The sequence below is a fragment of the Pseudomonas sp. EL_65y_Pfl2_R96 genome, assembly GCF_963970905.1.
Taxonomy (GTDB): Bacteria; Pseudomonadota; Gammaproteobacteria; order Pseudomonadales; family Pseudomonadaceae; genus Aquipseudomonas.
Map to the genome: position 1 here is coordinate 64,348 of NZ_CAXAQH010000004.1, position 17,133 is coordinate 81,480.

The following is a 17,133-nucleotide window of genomic DNA, read 5'->3' on the forward strand; positions in this document are numbered from 1 at the left end:
ATCAGCGACCTCCTGCCGGTGCGCCAACCGGCGTTATGTCCGCCGGTTCATCGGGCAAGGGTTCACCTTTGTGGGTCCGGCTGATCAGCGCAATGGTGCAGCCGCAGAGCACCACCGAACCGATCGCAGCCAACACCGCCACCGGGCCGCCGTGCAGGGCGGTAACGACGTTCTGTTGCGCGGCCATCGCCACCACTACCGGAATGTACATGGCGCCCCAGAAGCCGACGCCCATCTCGCAGTCCTTGGTCATGCCGCCGCGTTTTTGCATCCACAACCGCGCGCAAATCAGCAGGATCATCGCGATCCCGACCCCGCCGACGTTGGATTTCACCCCCAGCAACGCGCCGAGCATGTCGCCCATGATCACCCCTGCCAGCGTACAGATCGCCAAAAGCGCCACACCGTAAATAATCATTGTTGTAGTCCTCAAAGTGCATCGTCGGAATTGTTGTTTTTGTAGTTCGCAGCCTGAGTCGGTGATCTAGGGTTGGCGGCTTCCCTCCTCACGCAACAGCGCCTGCAAGGTATCGAGCCGCGCGCCGTCGAAGGCAATCACGGTGCCCTGCTCGAACACCCGGCGCGCCAATCCGGTCAGCACCGCACCGGGCGGCAGTTCGATCTGTAGACGTACGCCACGCTCGTAAGCGCTTTGCACCGTGCCGCGCCAATCCACCACACGGCACATGTTGAAGGCCAGGTCGTCGCGTAACGCCTCGGGATTGATAACAGGCCGGGCGCGACTGCCGCTCAGATAACCCAGGATCGGCGTTTTCAATTGCACCTTGGCGAAGGCTTCGGCCAGGGTTTTTGCCGGTGTTTCCAGCAGCGGGCAATGGGACGGCACGCTGACCGCCAGGCGTTTGGCCAGTCCGGCGCCACAACCCTTCGCCAACTCGGCAACCGCTTTCATCACACCATCGCTGCCAGCGATGACGACTTGGTTATCGGCGTTGATGTTGGCCAGGTAAACCGCTGTGTCGACGCTGTGAACCTGCGCCAGCAACCTTTCCACCTTCGCCAGATCCAGACCGATGATCGCGGTCATGCCATAGCCCTGAGGATAAGCCTGCTGCATCAGTTCGCCGCGCAGGCTGACCAGATGCAGTGCATCACTGAAGCTCAAGGCGCCGGCGACCACCGCCGCCGGATAGGCGCCAATGGACAATCCGGCCACGTAGTCCGCTTTCAATAACAACTGACGTGAAGCCGCCACGCCAGCAATCAGCAGGCACAGTTGAACCGCCCTCGTCGACTGCAACGCCTCGGCAGAATCCAGCAACAAGACATCTTCACCCAGCACCTCGCTCGCCTCGATCAGCGTTTCCCGAGGCAAACGATGGAGCATGCCCGGTTGCTGCGCGCCCTGACCGGGGAACACCAGCAAACTGCTCACGCTGCTTGCTCCTGCGGGTTCCAGGGGTCGGTGACCAGGCAGGCGACCTGAGCGTTTTTTAGCAGCACCCGTTGTGACGGACCGGCCCATTCGCGCAGGGCCACGGCGCCATTCGGCGTCTGCAATTGCATGTCGACCAGACATTCAGCGGTGCCGAGAAGCGTCACCCATTCTTGCGCCTGAAGTCGGCTCAACGGTTGCGGTGTACGCAGAATCAAATCCAGATCGCTGCGCTCATGCAACGCCACAAAACCGCTGGCCAATTCAAACCCGGCGCTGCCGCTGACACCCCACACCCAACCGCAGGTGTCGAGCATCGGCCGCAGTTGCGCCAGCGCTCGCAACGCCGGCAGATCCCGAACCGTCTCGACATGACACAGCTCTTCCGGCCTTACCCGACGTGAAATCGCCGTGATCGCCATCGACGTTGCATAACGCTGCTCACGCAAGCGTCCGCGTACCCCGACCGCGATTTGATCCGGCGCAGTTATCGCGCGCCGAACCACCACCGGCTGACCCGCGCTGGTCGACTCGATCACCCACGCAGGCGCATCCGCAGGCAACTGCTCCGGGGTCATCCCCCACAGCAGGTCGTGGGCCAGAAACGTGTTCACCACTGCTCTCTCAATAGTTGGCGAACCTTGCTCGACGCAGCACGATTGTTCGCACCCAAGCGACTACTCAGATCGCGATGACCGGCTTCGACATTTTCAATCGCCTGAACCAGACACTCATTCACCCGCGCCAGATCCGCCGTCGTCGGTTGTTCGATCTGATCCACCGACAAGGTTTCCCAAAGCAAACCCAGGCTGGCAAAGCTGTCGATGTCATAGGCCATCGGCGGCACGCTGACGGCCAAGGCTTCAAGTTCTTCGACACTGCGCAAGGTGACCCGCGCCGCCGAAGCCTTGCCCATCGCATGCACCATCACGCCCGGATCGCGCAGAGCGATCAACCGGTTGGCCTGATAGCCATGAGCGAGAAAGGCGCCGGACATCGCCTTGCCCACCAGCAAACCGATCACCGCGTGCCCGGCCAGTCGGGCGCGGGCATAACTGTCCGCCGCACCGGCCAGGGCCTGATGAATGCCGAGGGCTTCTTCGCGTCGGCCGTAAGCCTGACTGGGCACATCGACAATGGCGATCAAGGCGCGTTTTTGAGGTTTGTCGTTGTCCGCAGCAATGACGTCATCCACCGCTTTGGCCAGGCCCCAGCCTTCCAGCAAACCGACCTCACCGTTGCGGGCGCGGACGAAGCGGTTGTCGGGATCGGCCACCACCGCGATAAAACGCACGGGCTGCTCACCCAGTAAGCCATCGGCGACTTTCAACGACGCCGGCAAACCCGCGACCGGTTTCGCGTCGGCACTCAAGGCGTTGAACCAGTTCAAGCCTCTCAGGGAATACGAACTCATGAGCGCTCTCCTTGATACAGATCGCGAACCGTCGCCGGCTCGATTTGTGGTTCGGCGTCCAGCCTGGCCAGCCGTTGCAGGAACCATTCGGCCTGGCGGCTACGTTGTTGCGCCGGCAAGCCTTGCTTGAGCAATTCGCCGACCTGCTGCTGAATCTGCGCCACGTCGTCAGCGACATAGCGATCCACCAACCCACTGGCGAACCGTTGCTCGCCACCGGTCAGGCTCCAGATAAACGGCCGGTCACGGGAGTCGTATTCCTCAAGCCCGGCTTCCTGCTCGATCACCTGTGGGCCGTTGAGGCCAAGGCGCGCTTCCTGAGTCACCAGCAAATAGCTGCACAACCCGGCGGCAATCGACATGCCGCCAAAGCAACCGACGCTGCCGGCGACCACGCCGATTACCGGTTGGTACTGGCGCAGATCGACAATCGCCGCATGAATATCGGCAATCGCCGCCAGCCCCAGGTTGGCCTCCTGCAAACGCACGCCACCGGTTTCCAGCAGCAACACGGCACGCGTGGGAATGCCTTTGCGGTTGTCCTCGGCGGCCAGTTCCAGCGCACCGGCAATCTTCGCCCCGCCGACTTCACCCAGGCTGCCGCCCTGAAACGCGCCTTCGATGGCCGCGATCACCACCGGCAAACCACCGAGGCTGCCCTTGGCAATCACCACGCCGTCATCGGCTTGCGGCACCACGCCCTGGCGCGACAGCCATGGCGACATGACGCGCTGAAACGGGTCGAGCAGTTCGCGGAAGGTGTCGGCGTCGAGCAGCGCTTTTGCCCGTTGCCGGGCGCCGAGTTCGACGAAACTGTGCTTGTGGAGAAGCGCTGCGCTGTCAGTCATGGCTGATCTCCTCGAAGCCTTGTTCCAGGCGCAAACGCACCACGCCGGGAGTGGCGCCGAAATCGTGGATATCGATCGCCATCGCGGGCGGTGTCTGGCCGTCGAACATCCGCGCGAACAGATGCTGCCAGCGTTGTTCGCTGCCGTTGACCGAGGTCTGCACCTGGATCGTCAGCTTGCCCGCCAACCCCGGTTCGATCAGCACTTCCAGATCGCCCGAGCCCACGCAGCCCACCAGCGCCCTGCCCCGTGGCGGCGGCCCGGCGGGGAATTCAAAGGATAAGGTTTCCATCAAAACGCTCCCTGGAAGATGCCGGCGCCCGACTCGATGCGGTCGATAAACAGGCAGGCTGCGAGCAAGTCCGCAGCGCCGCCGGGCGAGGCATTCAACGCGATTAATTGTTGGTCCAGCTCATGCAAACGGCGGCGACCGGCCAGGCTCGCACTGCCGCCGGCGTCGAGCACGGCTTGAGCACCAAGTTGCATGGTCTGCAGGCCTTGTTCGCCCGCACGGTAGAGCACGCAGGTGTCGGCCAGTGTCGTCATGATCGCCAGCAAGGCGTCGAGCCGGGCGTTCTGTTCGCCATGGCCGGCGGCACGGCTGCGTTTGAGTTGCGGCAGGCCACGTTGCAGCACGGCCGGGAAACCAAGCTGCGCCTCTTCACGGGCACCGCGAACGCCGTAACGTTGGGCGACCTGGGCACCGTGGCTTAAAGGACGTGGCGAGTAACGGTCATCGAGCAAGGCCAGGCGTGCAGCGCGCAAAGCGATTGAGCTTGCAGAACAGGATTCAGGTTCCAGCGCGGCGGCAGTGACCAAAAGACCCAACGCCCAGATCGCACCACGATGGGTGTTCACGCCGCCCGTGGTGGCAAGCATCTCTTGCTCCCCTTCACGACCAAGCCGCCCAACGGTTTCGCGCAACGGTAAACCGACTTCGCCGAACTCGATGGCCGCGTCCGCCATGGCCTTGAACGCCGGCCATAAGGACAACGCCGAAGCGTGCATCAGCCCGAGGTGCAAATCGGTATGAGCGCCATTGCCGCGACGATCGACCAGCGCCGGTTTCGGCGACAGGTCCGCTTCGTCGATCAGCGCATCCACTGCCAGATCCGCCAGCCGTTCGGCCAGGGTGAGGTTTTTGGGTTGCAGGTTGAGTGCGCGCATTACCAGCTCCTGAACTTGGCGGGTGGGTTGTAGAGGCCACCGGACCACTCCACCAGATCGGCCACGCTTTTCGCTGCAAGCAACTCGCGGGTGGCGTCGGTGCGGCGGATGCCGAGATCTTCGGGCAAAGCGATCAGGCCTTCGCGGCGCATGCGCGCGGTGTCTTTCGGGTTGTGGCGCAGGCCGATGGCGGTTACGCCGGCCACAGCCGCGATCATCGCCTGACGTTCTTCGAGGGAACGGGCCTTGTACAAATAGGCGATGCCTTCTTCGGTCAGCAGGTGAGTGACGTCGTCGCCATAGATCATGATCGGCGCCAGTGGCATGCCGCTTTTCTTCGCCACGTCCACCGCGTCGAGGGTTTCGACGAAGGTCGGTTTGCCGCCCTCCTGGAAGGTCTCGACCATTTGCACCACGAGTTTCTTGCCGCGTTCGAGCAAAGCTTCGGGTGCATCGTCGTGACGCATGTCGAGCCAGGCCGGCGTGCCGTGGCGGCGACCGCGCGGGTCGTGGCCCATGTTCGGCGCCCCTCCGAAACCGGCCAGGCGACCGCGTGTCACGGTGGAGGAATGACCGTCGCCGTCGACTTGCAGGGTCGCGCCGATGAACAGGTCCACCGCGTACTGCCCGGCCAGTTGGCAGAACATCCGATTGGAACGCAGCGAGCCGTCGCGGCCAGTGAAAAACACATCAGGCCGGGCAGCGATGTAGTTTTCCATGCCCAGTTCAGTGCCGAAGCAATGCACGCTTTCGACCCAGCCGCTTTCGATGGCCGGGATCAGGGTTGGATGCGGATTGAGGGTCCAGTTGCGGCAGATCTTGCCTTTCAAACCGAGGGATTCGCCGTAGGTCGGCAGGATCAGTTCGATGGCCGCGGTGTTGAAACCGATGCCGTGATTGAGCGACTGAACGTTGTGTTTTTCGTAGATCCCGCGGATCGCCATCATCGCCATCAACACGTGCACAGGCTTGATGTGCCGTGGGTCGCGGGTGAACAGTGGTTCGATGTAGAACGGCTTGTCAGCCACCACCACGAAATCGACCCAGGATGCGGGGATGTCGACACGGGGCAGTTCGCTGACGTCGTCCACCAATTGGTTGACCTGAACGATGACGATGCCGTCGCTGAAGGCGGCCGGTTCGATCAACGCGGGGGTGTCTTCGGTACTCGGCCCGGTATAGATGTTGCCGGCGCGATCAGCCATGAAACCGGCCGAGAGCACGACGTTGGGGATCAGGTCCACCACCAGCCGCGCATAGAGCTCGATGTAGGTGTGGATTGCGCCGATTTCCAACAGACCGTCTTCGAGCAACTGGCTGATGCGCAGGCTCTGGGTGCCGGCGAACGAGAAATCGAGCTTGCGGGCAATGCCGCGCTCGAACAGGTCCAGGTGCTCGGAGCGCCCGACGCTGGGCATGATCATGTGCAGGTCATGCAGCTTGCCCGGGTCGGCCTTGGCCAGGGAACGAGACAGGAAATCCGCCTGTTTCTGGTTATTGCCCTCCAGCACCACACGGTCGCCAGGCAGAATCAACGCCTCCAGCGCCGCAACGATCTTGTCGGTGGGCAGCACCACACCGTCGGCGAAACCCCGCACTAGCTCGAGACGCCGCTGCTTTTCGCTGCGCCGCCGCGTCCATCGCGAGTCGGGGGATATTGTTGTTGTCATGACCACTCCACGGGTTCGCTGTCGTGGGAGTCACCTTAGGAGCGTTGGGTGGGGGGCATCAATCAAGCAGAGTGTTGGATCGTTACGCTGACCGTAATGATCGAACACCGTCCCGATCGTTCCCACGCTCTGCGTGGGAATGCCTCAAGGGACGCTCCGCGTTCCAGCTCTCGAATGGGACGCGGAGCGTCCCGGGCTGCATTCCTTTGCTGCGCGTAGGAACGATCAGGTCTGCGATGAACTGAAGGACGCCATCTGTTCCTGCACTCGAATCAGAAGCTGTTCAGCACTTTCCAACAACTGCGCCAACAACGCCGGATCTTCATCATATAGCCTTCGTACTCCGCCAGGTTTCGTCGCTCATGACACAGGCACTGAAACACCAGATATCGCTTGTCTGAACGGTAGCCGCACAAGCGAAGAGCCGTCAGTGCAAGGGCATGGGCAGCGTTGTAAGCCAGGTCGAAACGACTCGCGAAGGAAAGCGAAGACGTTTGCGCGTCTTTCAATCGATCCACAGCCGAACGCATCAGCCCTTCGCACTCCTTGCGATCCGGCGGCTCAGCTTTCAGCCCACCGCTACGTAACAGGTTTTCCAGGTTCTCGTTGCTGCCCATCCTTGGACTCCAAAGGGTTTCCCCCCATCAGGTTGATCTTGTCCTGCTGTGCTACCCGCACGACAAAACTATTTTCAGCCACCAGTTTTGCGGCCCAGTCGTCGGGGGTGTAGAGCGTCGGGTTGAGGACGCGGCCCAACTGCTCTTCCATCGGTATAAGCCGCTCCATCACTTCACTGTAGTGCAGGCCCTCGCCGATCAGCATGAGATCAATGTCACTGGATGCGTTTGCCTGATCCTTGGCGATAGAGCCGTACACAAATGCCCAAGTAATCTGTTCGGCAAAGGGTTGGAGCGCCTGACGCAGAGGTTCGGCAATACCAAAGGTTTTGCGGGCGATGCCCAGCAGTTCCGCATAGATCGGGCAGTCGGGATTGGCTTGATAGTGGGTCTGGTTGCCCTGACGGGTCATGGTCAGCACGCCTGCCCGCTGCAACCGATCCAGCTCGCGCATGAGGCTGCCTTTACCCACTTGAGCCCAGCGGGCGATTTCGTTGGCATAAAAACTACGGTCGGGTTTACCAAACAGCAGGCCCAGCACTTTTTGCTGGGTGGTGGTGAACAAGGCTTCGCTCAATGACAGGTTTTTCACGGCAACGACCGATAAGTCCCAAAAAAGGAACGATAGGTCCCTTTTTGGGAATCTTCAAGCCAGAAACCTTTGTGGCGAGGTCCGACCGCTTGGGGTTTTGTGTTTAAAAGTTTGTCCGCAGGAACGGTGTGAGGCTACGCAATCTGGCGTCGCTGCCTACAGCAATGCCGGAACCCGCTGACTGGTGCGGTTTTGCGTTGATCTCTATCGTTTGGAGGTCGCTGCAAGCTCAGCGACCGGGATTGGAACCCCGTGGTGTTAACGAGGCAAAAGCGCCTTTCATAACGTATGCTTGCGCACCTTTAATGTGTGCATTCCGTTATGGCGGCTGTGCGCGGGAGACCTTAGTGTCTGTCGGGTTTTGTCCGTTTGCCCGGGTTCCAGCCCGCGTACAGCTGCCACCCCTTCGATTGGAACCCGATGGAGCAGCTGAAACTCATTAAATGGAGCTTCACTATGTTCAAAGCTACTCCCAATCCCCCGGAAACCGGCGTCGATTCCCAAGCATCCCTCGAAGCCGAGAAATTCAAGGAAGCCGCCGACCGCGCCTTCTCCCATTACTTCCCGTCACCCCACGAAAAACCGGCCAAACGCCGCAAGTCCCAGCTCTTCACCGTCTCCCCCGATATCGACACCGAAGCCCTTCTGGCCAATGCCTCCGAAGACCTGCTGTCCATCAGCGCCATTGCGGCCGATCTGGCGGACGATGTGGAGGGCTCACGCCGCTCTGTCGCCTTGGCGCTCAGTCGTTTGGCAGATGGCGTGCAGTTGTTGGTGGAGCGGGTGCTGGATCATCATGAGTCGTTGCAGATGAAGGCTCAGACCGGGGTTTAACGCACAAACCTTTGTTCATGATCGTTCCCACGCTCTGCGTGGGAATGCAGCCCGGGACGCTCTGCGTCCCAAAAAGCCGAACGCGGAGCGTCCGTTGAGGCATTCCCACGCGGAGCGTTGGGAACGATCAGTGGGCTAACCCTGCTGTAACAAGCAACTCCTCCAGCGCGAGCAAGTCAGGCACCTTCGCCACTTGCTCCCCCACCTGCACCGCCGCCTGCTCCAGCGAACACAACGGCACATCGACATAGCTCAACTGGCTATCCAGCTTGTAAGACCGCGGAATCCCCTGCACCAGCAGTGCAATGAACTTCAGCTCAGGCCGCCCGCCGAGGGCGTTGAGGATGACGATCCGTGCTCGCTCACCGATCACCACTTTGTTGCCACACGCCGATTCGAAACTGAGCAACGGAATCTGCCGGTTTCGCCACGTCACCCGTCCCAGATACCACGGCGGTGTATCGAGATCGAAAGCCCCCGGCTGATAGTCGATGAGTTCGGCGACGGCAACATTGGGCAGGATCAGGTTGCGATCCGCCAAGGGCAGTAAAAGCCCAGTGAGGTTGCTGGAGCGGTGTTCATGCATGGGTTTTGCTCCACCGGGCGATGCTGTCGAGCAGCACCGATTCCTGATACGGCTTGCCGAGGTAGTCGTTGACGCCGATGGCCATGGCGCGGTCGCGGTGTTTCTGGCCGGTGCGGGAGGTGATCATGATGATCGGCAGATGCCGCAGACGCTCGTCAGCGCGCACCTGGGTCGCCACTTCGAAGCCGTCCATGCGCGGCATTTCGATGTCCAGCAGCATCAGGTCGGGCATGTGTTCTTCGAGCTGCAACATGGCGTCGACACCGTCCTTGGCGGTCAGCACGTTCATGCCGTGGCGTTCCAGCAAGCGGCTGGTGACCTTGCGCACGGTGACCGAATCGTCGACCACCAGCACCAGCAAGGGTCGTTGCGACTCGGGCTCTACGTCCTGCGTCACCGGTCGTTGCGGCACCCGCGTTTGCATCGCGCGGATCGGCGCCAGCAAGTCGAGAATCAGCACCACCCGGCCATCGCCCAGAATTGTCGCGCCGGACAAACCCTGCACCGCGGCGAACTGCGGGCCGAGGCTTTTGACCACGATTTCCCGGGTGCCGGCCATGGCATCCACCTGCACCGCGACATGCCGCTCGTTGCACTGCACCAGCAATACCGGCAACGGCAGGCTCTGGCCCAGCAATTTCGGGCGGGTGCTGGTTTTCAGCAGCTCGCCGAGGTAGCACAACTCATAACGTTGCCCGGCGTATTCGTAGGTCGGCGGATCGAGCCGGTAATGCCCTTCGAGTTCGTTGGGCAACACCCGAACGATGCCGTCGATGGTGTTCAGCGGGATCGCGTATTGATCCTCCCCGCATTGCACCATCAGCGCACGGTTGACCGACACGGTGAACGGCAGGCGAATCCGGAAATGCACGCCCTGCCCCGACGTCGAGTCGATGCTCATGCTGCCGCCAAGCTGCCGGACCTCTTCGTGAACCACGTCCATGCCCACGCCACGCCCGGAGATCTGGGTGATTTTCTCGGCAGTTGAGAACCCCGGCTGCAGGATGAATTGCAGCACATCGCGATCGCTGATGTCGCTGTCCTGGTCGAGCAGCCCGCGCTTGATCGCCTTGCGCCGCACGGCGTCCAGCGGCACGCCGGCACCGTCGTCGCGGATGTCGAAAATGATGTCACCGCCCTCTCGCGACAGGTCGAGGGTGATCTTGCCCTGGGCCGGTTTACCCGCCGCGATACGCACCTCGGCCGATTCCAGCCCATGGTCGACGGCGTTGCGCAGCATGTGTTCCAGCGGCGCGGCCATGCGTTCGAGGACGTTGCGGTCCATCTCGCCTTCGGCGTTGCCGACGACGAATTCCACGTCCTTGCCCAGCTCGCTGGAAACCTGACGGACGATGCGCTTCAAACGCGGCAGCATTCGCTCGAACGGCACCATGCGCGTGCGCATCAGGCCTTCCTGCAATTCGGTGTTGATGCGGCCCTGCTGTTGCAGCAGGTTTTCCGCATCCTGATTACGCCGCTCGAGGGTTTCCTTGAGGTCGAGCAGGTCGGAGGCAGACTCGAACAGCGCCCGCGACAACTGTTGCAACTGCGAGTGACGGTCCATCTCCAGCGGGTCGAATTCTTCGTAGCCCAGGCGCTCGGCTTCGACTTGCTGACGGCTGAGAATCCGCCCCTGGGTTTCGGTATCGAGGCGGCGCAATTGGTCGCGCATGCGTTCGATGGTGGTTTCCATCTCGCTCAGGGCTACCCGTGCGTCGTTAACCTGTTGTTCGATGCGCCCGCGAAAGATCGAGGTTTCCCCGGCCAGGTTGACCAGATCGTCGAGCAGCTCCGCCGAGACCTTGACCGTGTCGGTGCCTTCGGATTGCGGTGCGGCTGGTTCGGCTTTGGGGGTGGTGGGCATCACCACCGGCGCCGGTGCTTCGAGCACCGCCGGATGGCTGAAATTCTTGATCGCGTCGATCAGCCGATCGGCCGGTGGCAATGGCTGACCGGCACGGACGGCGTCGAGCATCTGCGCCAGTCGGTCATGGCTGCGTTGCAACAACGAGAATAGCTCGGCGGTGGGTTGCAGCACGCCAGCCGACAAGCCTTCGTAGAGGAATTCCAGTTCATGGGCCAAGTCGCCAATCGGCGCAATCTCCACCATCCGTGCACCACCCTTGAGGGTGTGCAGATCGCGCAGCAGGGTTTCCACTTCCTGGCGATTCGACGGCTCGGCCTGCCAGCGCAACAGTGCCGCACCGGAGTTTTCAATGATGTCGAAACCTTCCTCGAGGAAGATCTCCAGAAGCTCGGGATCATGGCCCGCCGAGTCGTTGCTGGCTGCCGGTTCGATCACCTCGGCGCTGCCGGCGGCATTGCTCTGGCGAAACTCACGAATGGCTTCGATCAACTCACCCGGATCGCCCAACGGGCGGTTGTGCTGCAACTGCTCAAGGAACATGGCCAGCCGGTCATGGCTCTGTTGCAGCAACTGCGCCAGCGCTTCGCTGTGACTGTAACGGCGGTCTACCAGGCCTGCGTAAAGGTTTTCCAGTTCATGGGCCAAATCGCCGACTGGCTCGACCTCGGCCATCCGCGCACCGCCCTTGAGGGTGTGTAAATCCCGCTGCAAGGACGACAGCGGTGCGGCGTTATCCGGGTCACCCAGCCAGCGCTGCAAGGCCTGGCCGGCGCTTTCCAGGATATCCACCGCTTCTTCAAGGAAGATCGAAACGATTTCGTCGTCCAGTTCCACCTGAGTGGCGGCCTGTTCCAGCTCGGCCGTGGCGCTGCCCAGCTCCCGAATGCTCAGGGTGCGGCTGCCGTCACTGCGGATCAGGCCCATTGAGGAGGGGTCGAGACTCTCATCGAGCAAACCGCGCAAGGCCTGTACTCGCTGTGGTTGCGCAGTGACTTCCTGGCCGGCAGCCAGTTCGTCGAGCATGTTGATCAGCGCTTCGTGGGCACTTTGCGCCTCGTGGAAAAACCTGTCGCTGACCGCCAGGCTGCTTTCTTCCACCGCGCCATAAAGGTCGAGCAAGGCTTCGCAGAGTTCATCCACCGGATGCAGATCGGCCAGATGCGCGCCTTCGCCCAGGGTGGTCAGTTCGTCCAGCAATGCGCTGAGTTCCTGCCGCTCGCCGGGATGCTGCTGCCAGCGCTGCAACAGGCTTTCGGCATCCAGCAGGATGTCCATGCCCTGGGCGAGGAAGTTGTTGATCAGTTGCGGATCGCGCTTGATCCGCAGCCCCGTATTGGGCGCGCTCGACAGGCTTTGCAGACGCTCGGCCAGCAAGGCCTGGGTGCGTTCGATCAACGAACGGGCGCCGGGGATGTCGGCCAGCGGGTCGCTCTTGAGCTGTCGCAGCCCCAGGCGGAACAAACCTTCGGCTTCCAGCAGCAATTCGACTTCGTCCAGATCGAGGGTAATCCGGTGCGCCTTGTATTCCCGGGTCAGTTCATCCAGCGACGCCGCCAACTCGGCAATCGGCAGCACCCCAGCCATCGAGGCGCTGCCCTTGAGCGTATGCAACGCCCGCTGCAACTCGTCACTGGCCTGAAGCGGCACATGCTCGGCGGCTTGATCGAGGAAGCGATTGAGGCTGTTCAAGTGGGTTTCGGCTTCGTTGCGGAAGATCTCCAGCAACAGAGGATCGAGCGCCGCGACATCCTGCGCATCCTCATCGGGCAGCGGTTCATCGCCCTTGGCGAGGGCATGGGCACGGGCGGCCAATTGATCGACATCGTTGCGCTGGCGCTGGGCATTGGCGGCAAACTCGGCCACCAGTTCCGGCAGCAGTTTCAGCGCATCGCCCACCAGTTGCTGCACCGCAGGCCCAGGTGCAACGCTGTGTTCAAGCACGCGATTGAGCAGGTTTTCCACCGCCCAGGCCAGCTCGCCCAGCACCAGCGCACGGACCATACGGCCACTGCCTTTGAGGGTGTGGAAGGCGCGACGTAGTTCACTCAGCGCCGAGGTGCTGTCGGGATTGGCCGACCAGCGCGGCAAGTACTCCTGGAGGATTTCCAGCACTTCGTCAGTTTCTTCGAGGAAGACTTCCCGTAGCTCATCGTCCACCGGCTCTTCACCGGCGGGCGGCGGCAACAGGCTGCCCGGCGTGGTCAGAGCTGGCGGGTTGACCGACGACACCGGGCTGGCCAACACATCGGCCAGAGACTGAACGGTTTCGGGGTCGTCGAGTTCCTGCATGTCCTGCATGACCAGGGCTTCATTGGGGCTGAGCACATCTTCAAGCATTGGCACGTGCTGTTCGCTGGGGAAAAAACCGAGTGAGGCCAGGCCCTTTTCCGCGACGTCGAGCAGTTGTTCTCCGGGCGCTTCGGGGTCGTCGCTGAGGCGCTCCAGGTAATACTCGATGCTGGTGACGACATCGGCCAGGCTGTCCAGTTGCTGCCAGCCGGGCTGGCCCGGGTCCACCAATAGATGCTCGCGGATGAAACCGTTGCAGGCCTCGACCAGGCTCGCCGCGCGGGCCAACGGTATCATCGCCAGCGCACCGCGCACTTGGGTCAGCAACGCTGGCAAGGGTTGCAAATACTGACGGTCCCAGTCGGCGTCGATGTAGTCGACGATCATGTCTTTGGCCTGTTGCAGGCAGATGCGCGATTCCTTGATCACGATCTGGTGGATCTGCGTCAGGTCGGTGGTCGGCAGACGGCTGTCTTCCTGGCTTTCCGGCTCTACGGTACCGACCATGCCGGCCAGGGTCGCTTCGACGTAGAGCAAGGCCCCGGCGACGTCCATGAGGGTCGCGTCGTTGGGTTCGCGCTGGCCCTGGGCGAGGCTCAGCACCACCGCCAGTTGATCGATGATGACCTTGCGCGGCTGGCCGAAACCGAGCACCGCCAAGGTGTCGGCGATTTGCCGCAGAGGTGCCAGCAGGCTTTCGAGGTCCGAGGTGTGCTGACGGTCGCTGCGCACGAACAGGTCCAGGCGTTCCTTGACCCGCACCAGCTCTTCGCACAGCGCCGCCAATACCGAACGCATGGCGTCGCGGTCAGGGCCGGCCAGCCGTGCCCGTTCTTCGTCGACCATCGCGCTGTCGGGTAGCGCGTCGTCCAGTGAGTAGCGATCTTTCATGGTCAGCATCTGCCCGGTGGGGTGTTCGGCCTTGGCAATATAGAACAACAAACTCCTGAGCAGCTCTGGCGGTGCCGGTTGATTGATGGCGGACATGCCTTGCTCGAGCCAACGCTTGAGCTCTTTGTCGGCGTCCTTGAACAGGCTGCGCAACGCTGGGCTATTGGCGATCGCGCCATGGCGCATGCCTTCGACCAGCGCCGAAGCGGCCTGCCACAACGGGCTCAGGGGTGCATTGGCGCACAGCCCTTCGAGATGGGTAAAAACCCTGGCCAGATAACCGAAGTGGGTTTCGTCATCCTGCTCGCGCAGCAAGCCGACCAGCGCCATCTGCAACATTTGCCGCAACTTGCGCAGCACATTCGGCAAGTCGGACGGTTCCAGCAGCGCCAGGGCTTCTTGGCTCAGGGGCGGCAGGTCCGGCAGTTGCGGGCTGAACAGGCTGGTTTCCGACAACAGGCTTTCGCCGCGGGCGCTGCGCAGGTCGTTGATCAACGGCAACACCACCAGCGGCAAGTCACGACGGGCGCCTTGCACCCGGTCCAGGTAAGTCGGCAATTGCCCCAGGGCCTGGAGCAAGAGATGGAGCGCCTCGTCACGATGGCTGACACGGTTGCGCTGCAAGGCGCTGGTCAACTGCTCGATCTCTTCGGCGAGCAGCGCCGCGCCGTAGAATTCGACCATCTGCAAACTGCCGTGAACCTGATGGACACAGGCCAGGCACTCACTCAGGGCGTGCGTCGCCTGCGGGTCGTCGATCAGGGTTTCGATCGCCTGATAAGCCTGCTTCAGCGTTTCGGCAATCTCGCCTTTGACCCACTCGAGGGCCACATAGTCGTGCCGATCACCCATAACTACTCCAATCAAATGCATACGCCCTGAGGCGGTTCAAGCGTTGTCCGCAGCCTGCACAGGCTTGGTCGGCAAGGTGAAACCAGACACCGAACGCCGCAACTGGCTGGCCATTTTCGCCAGGTTGCCAATGCTCTCGGCGGTAGCAGTGGAACCGGACGAGGTCTGCGTGGTGATCTGCTGGATCACGTTCATCGTCAGGGAGATCTGGCCGGCCGACGAAGTCTGCTGCTGCGCGGCGTTGGAAATACTCTGGATCAGCGCCGCGAGGGTCTTCGATACGCCTTCGATTTCTTCCAGGGCCACCCCGGCATCCTGCGCCAGACGCGCGCCGCGCACCACTTCGGTGGTGGTCTGCTCCATGGAAATCACCGCTTCGTTGGTGTCGGTCTGAATCGCCCGCACCAGGGTTTCGATCTGCCGGGTCGCCGCGGACGAACGTTCGGCCAGGCGCTGTACTTCGTCGGCCACCACCGCAAAACCGCGCCCGGCGTCACCGGCCATGGACGCCTGAATCGCCGCGTTGAGGGCGAGGATGTTGGTCTGATCGGCAATGTCATCGATCAGGCTGACAATGTCGCCGATTTCCTGGGAAGACTCACCAAGGCGTTTGATACGCTTGGCGGTGTCCTGGATCTGCTCGCGAATATTGTCCATGCCGTTGATGGTGTTATGCACCACCTCGTTGCCCTTGTTGGCGATTTCCACCGAGCGTTCGGCCACCGCCGAGGATTCGGCGGCGTTGGCCGAGACCTGATCGATGGACTGGGCCATGTCGTTGATGGCCGTAGAAGCTTCGGAAATCTGCTGGGCCTGATGCTCCGAGGCCTGGGCCAGGTGCATGGCGGTGGCCTGGGTTTCCTGCACGGCGGCGGCGACCTGGCCGGCGGTGAGGTTGATGGTCGCCACCAGATCGCGCAATTGGTCCACGGAATAGTTGATCGAGTCGGCGATGGTCCCGGTGAAGTCTTCAGTCACCGAGGCGGTCACGGTCAGGTCGCCATCGGCCAGATCTTCGATTTCATCCAGCAAGCGCATGATCGCGTTCTGGTTGCGCTCGTTCTTCTCAGCGGTTTCACGCAGCTGACGGTTGGTTTCGCGCACCATCACCAGGCCGATGAGGATGATCGACATCAATGCGAGCAAGCCCAGCACGTAGCCGCCGATGGTGTCGGTGTTACGCCCGCCGGCGAGGTTTTCGAAACGGCTGGCCAGGTGCGAGGCTTCATCAAGCAGGGTTTGCGACAGGGTAAATATGTTGGTGGCCGATTCACGGACCTTGAGCAGTTGCGGCGACGTTTCGAGGATTTCATCCACCGAACCCGACACGAATTCAAACAGTTCGGAAATTTCGGTCAACCGGGCGCGCGCATCGCGGTCTTCGACCTGGCTGATTTTCAACGCCGGGTTGCCCTGAAGCATGCCGTTGAGCACCTGACCGAAACGCGCCGCGTCGCGACCAAAAGCGTCGGCCGCCTGCTGCGAGCTTTCGTCGCCGGACAACACGGTGTTTACCGCGCCGAGAATCCGCTCGGCCAGCAACGACTGACGCTGAGCCATCACCACCTGAGCGGCTGGGGCGCCACGTTGCAGGAGGGTTTCGACGACCTTTTCATACTCGACCTGCAACTGCGGCACGGTTTCGGCCAGCGTCGCGGCGACTTGATGCAAGGACAGCACGGTTTGTTCGCTGGAGAGGATGGCGTCGGTGTTCTTCAGCAGGCGCTCCCAATCCAGCTGCACGGCGCGCATTTCCGGGCGCACTACCGACGGTGCCGGCGGCAAGCCCGTGGAAGGATCGCCTTTCTTCAGATAGCCCCAACGCTGGGCGAAGTCGTTGCGTGCATCGCTGAGCAACTTGAACGCCGCGGCCTTGCCGGCGGCGGCTTCGGTGGCGTTCTTGGCAATGCGCTGGGATAGCACGCGCAGCTCACCGGCATGGCCGATGTACTGCTTGTCGTACGTCGCCTGGGTGTTGAGGTAAGCGAAGTTGGCGAACAGCAACATGATGAAGACAATCAGCGCGATGAACAGCACGATGATCTGCGACCGGCTGCGCGACCCTTCTGGCTTGCCTGTTTTAGCTTTTATCATCGGTCCTCGCCTGTTA

At 61.9% G+C, this 17,133-nt stretch carries 13 protein-coding genes and 1 pseudogene; 1 reads left to right on the forward strand and 13 read right to left on the reverse strand.

Translation table 11 applies throughout. The annotated features are described in order from the left end of the window. Position 1: 1 nt before the first annotated feature. From madL to AACY49_RS06205, 10 genes and pseudogenes are all read right to left on the reverse strand, one after another. A complete protein-coding gene (gene madL, locus AACY49_RS06160; RefSeq protein WP_123357305.1) occupies positions 2 to 418 on the reverse strand; it encodes a malonate transporter subunit MadL in 417 nt (138 codons plus the stop codon). A 66-nt stretch (positions 419 to 484) separates the two neighbouring features. Next, on the reverse strand, positions 485 to 1,396 hold the full coding sequence (gene mdcH, locus AACY49_RS06165; RefSeq protein ID WP_339522390.1) for a malonate decarboxylase subunit epsilon: 912 nt from the start codon (positions 1,394 to 1,396) through the stop codon (positions 485 to 487). Beyond that, positions 1,393 to 2,013 carry a malonate decarboxylase holo-ACP synthase gene (locus AACY49_RS06170; protein WP_339522392.1) on the reverse strand — a complete coding sequence of 207 codons (621 nt, stop codon included), beginning with the start codon at positions 2,011 to 2,013 and terminating at the stop codon, positions 1,393 to 1,395. The genes mdcH and AACY49_RS06170 overlap by 4 nt, the downstream gene beginning before the upstream one ends. After that, positions 2,007 to 2,810, reverse strand: a complete 804-nt coding sequence (gene mdcE / locus AACY49_RS06175) for a biotin-independent malonate decarboxylase subunit gamma (RefSeq protein WP_339522394.1) — start codon at positions 2,808 to 2,810, stop codon at positions 2,007 to 2,009. The genes AACY49_RS06170 and mdcE overlap by 7 nt, the downstream gene beginning before the upstream one ends. Then, a complete protein-coding gene (locus AACY49_RS06180) occupies positions 2,807 to 3,658 on the reverse strand; it encodes a biotin-independent malonate decarboxylase subunit beta (protein ID WP_339522396.1) in 852 nt (283 codons plus the stop codon). The genes mdcE and AACY49_RS06180 overlap by 4 nt, the downstream gene beginning before the upstream one ends. Continuing rightward, positions 3,651 to 3,950 (reverse strand): malonate decarboxylase subunit delta, encoded by a 300-nt coding sequence (locus AACY49_RS06185; protein ID WP_339522398.1) that lies wholly within the window; start codon positions 3,948 to 3,950, stop codon positions 3,651 to 3,653. Before AACY49_RS06185 ends, AACY49_RS06180 begins: the two co-directional genes overlap by 8 nt. Continuing rightward, positions 3,950 to 4,825 (reverse strand): triphosphoribosyl-dephospho-CoA synthase, encoded by an 876-nt coding sequence (locus AACY49_RS06190; protein ID WP_339522400.1) that lies wholly within the window; start codon positions 4,823 to 4,825, stop codon positions 3,950 to 3,952. Before AACY49_RS06190 ends, AACY49_RS06185 begins: the two co-directional genes overlap by 1 nt. After that, complete coding sequence (gene mdcA / locus AACY49_RS06195; protein ID WP_339522402.1) at positions 4,825 to 6,495, reverse strand: malonate decarboxylase subunit alpha; 1,671 nt, start codon at positions 6,493 to 6,495, stop codon at positions 4,825 to 4,827. Before mdcA ends, AACY49_RS06190 begins: the two co-directional genes overlap by 1 nt. 225 nt (positions 6,496 to 6,720) lie before the next feature. After that, positions 6,721 to 7,112: pseudogene (locus AACY49_RS06200) on the reverse strand (hypothetical protein). Beyond that, on the reverse strand, positions 7,075 to 7,704 hold the full coding sequence (locus tag AACY49_RS06205) for a nucleotidyltransferase domain-containing protein (protein ID WP_339522403.1): 630 nt from the start codon (positions 7,702 to 7,704) through the stop codon (positions 7,075 to 7,077). The pseudogene AACY49_RS06200 and the gene AACY49_RS06205 overlap by 38 nt, the downstream one beginning before the upstream one ends. Positions 7,705 to 8,160: 456 nt before the next feature. On the opposite strand from AACY49_RS06205, the gene AACY49_RS06210 reads away from it, so the two are divergent. Then, positions 8,161 to 8,538: a DUF6124 family protein gene (locus AACY49_RS06210; protein ID WP_258698663.1), complete on the forward strand. Its 378-nt coding sequence runs from the start codon at positions 8,161 to 8,163 to the stop codon at positions 8,536 to 8,538. 127 nt (positions 8,539 to 8,665) lie between these two features. Here AACY49_RS06210 and AACY49_RS06215 read toward each other — a convergent pair whose 3' ends face one another. The 3 genes from AACY49_RS06215 to AACY49_RS06225 are packed head-to-tail and all read right to left on the reverse strand — an operon-like array spanning position 8,666 to position 17,117. Further along, entirely contained in the window at positions 8,666 to 9,124 is a 459-nt protein-coding gene (locus AACY49_RS06215; RefSeq protein ID WP_339522405.1) for a chemotaxis protein CheW, read from the reverse strand. Continuing rightward, positions 9,117 to 15,023, reverse strand: coding sequence for an Hpt domain-containing protein (locus AACY49_RS06220; RefSeq protein ID WP_339522407.1), 5,907 nt, complete (start codon positions 15,021 to 15,023; stop codon positions 9,117 to 9,119). The genes AACY49_RS06215 and AACY49_RS06220 overlap by 8 nt, the downstream gene beginning before the upstream one ends. A gap of 36 nt (positions 15,024 to 15,059) precedes the next feature. After that, positions 15,060 to 17,117, reverse strand: coding sequence for a methyl-accepting chemotaxis protein (locus AACY49_RS06225; RefSeq protein ID WP_258698660.1), 2,058 nt, complete (start codon positions 17,115 to 17,117; stop codon positions 15,060 to 15,062). Between the last annotated feature and the right edge of the window lie 16 nt (positions 17,118 to 17,133).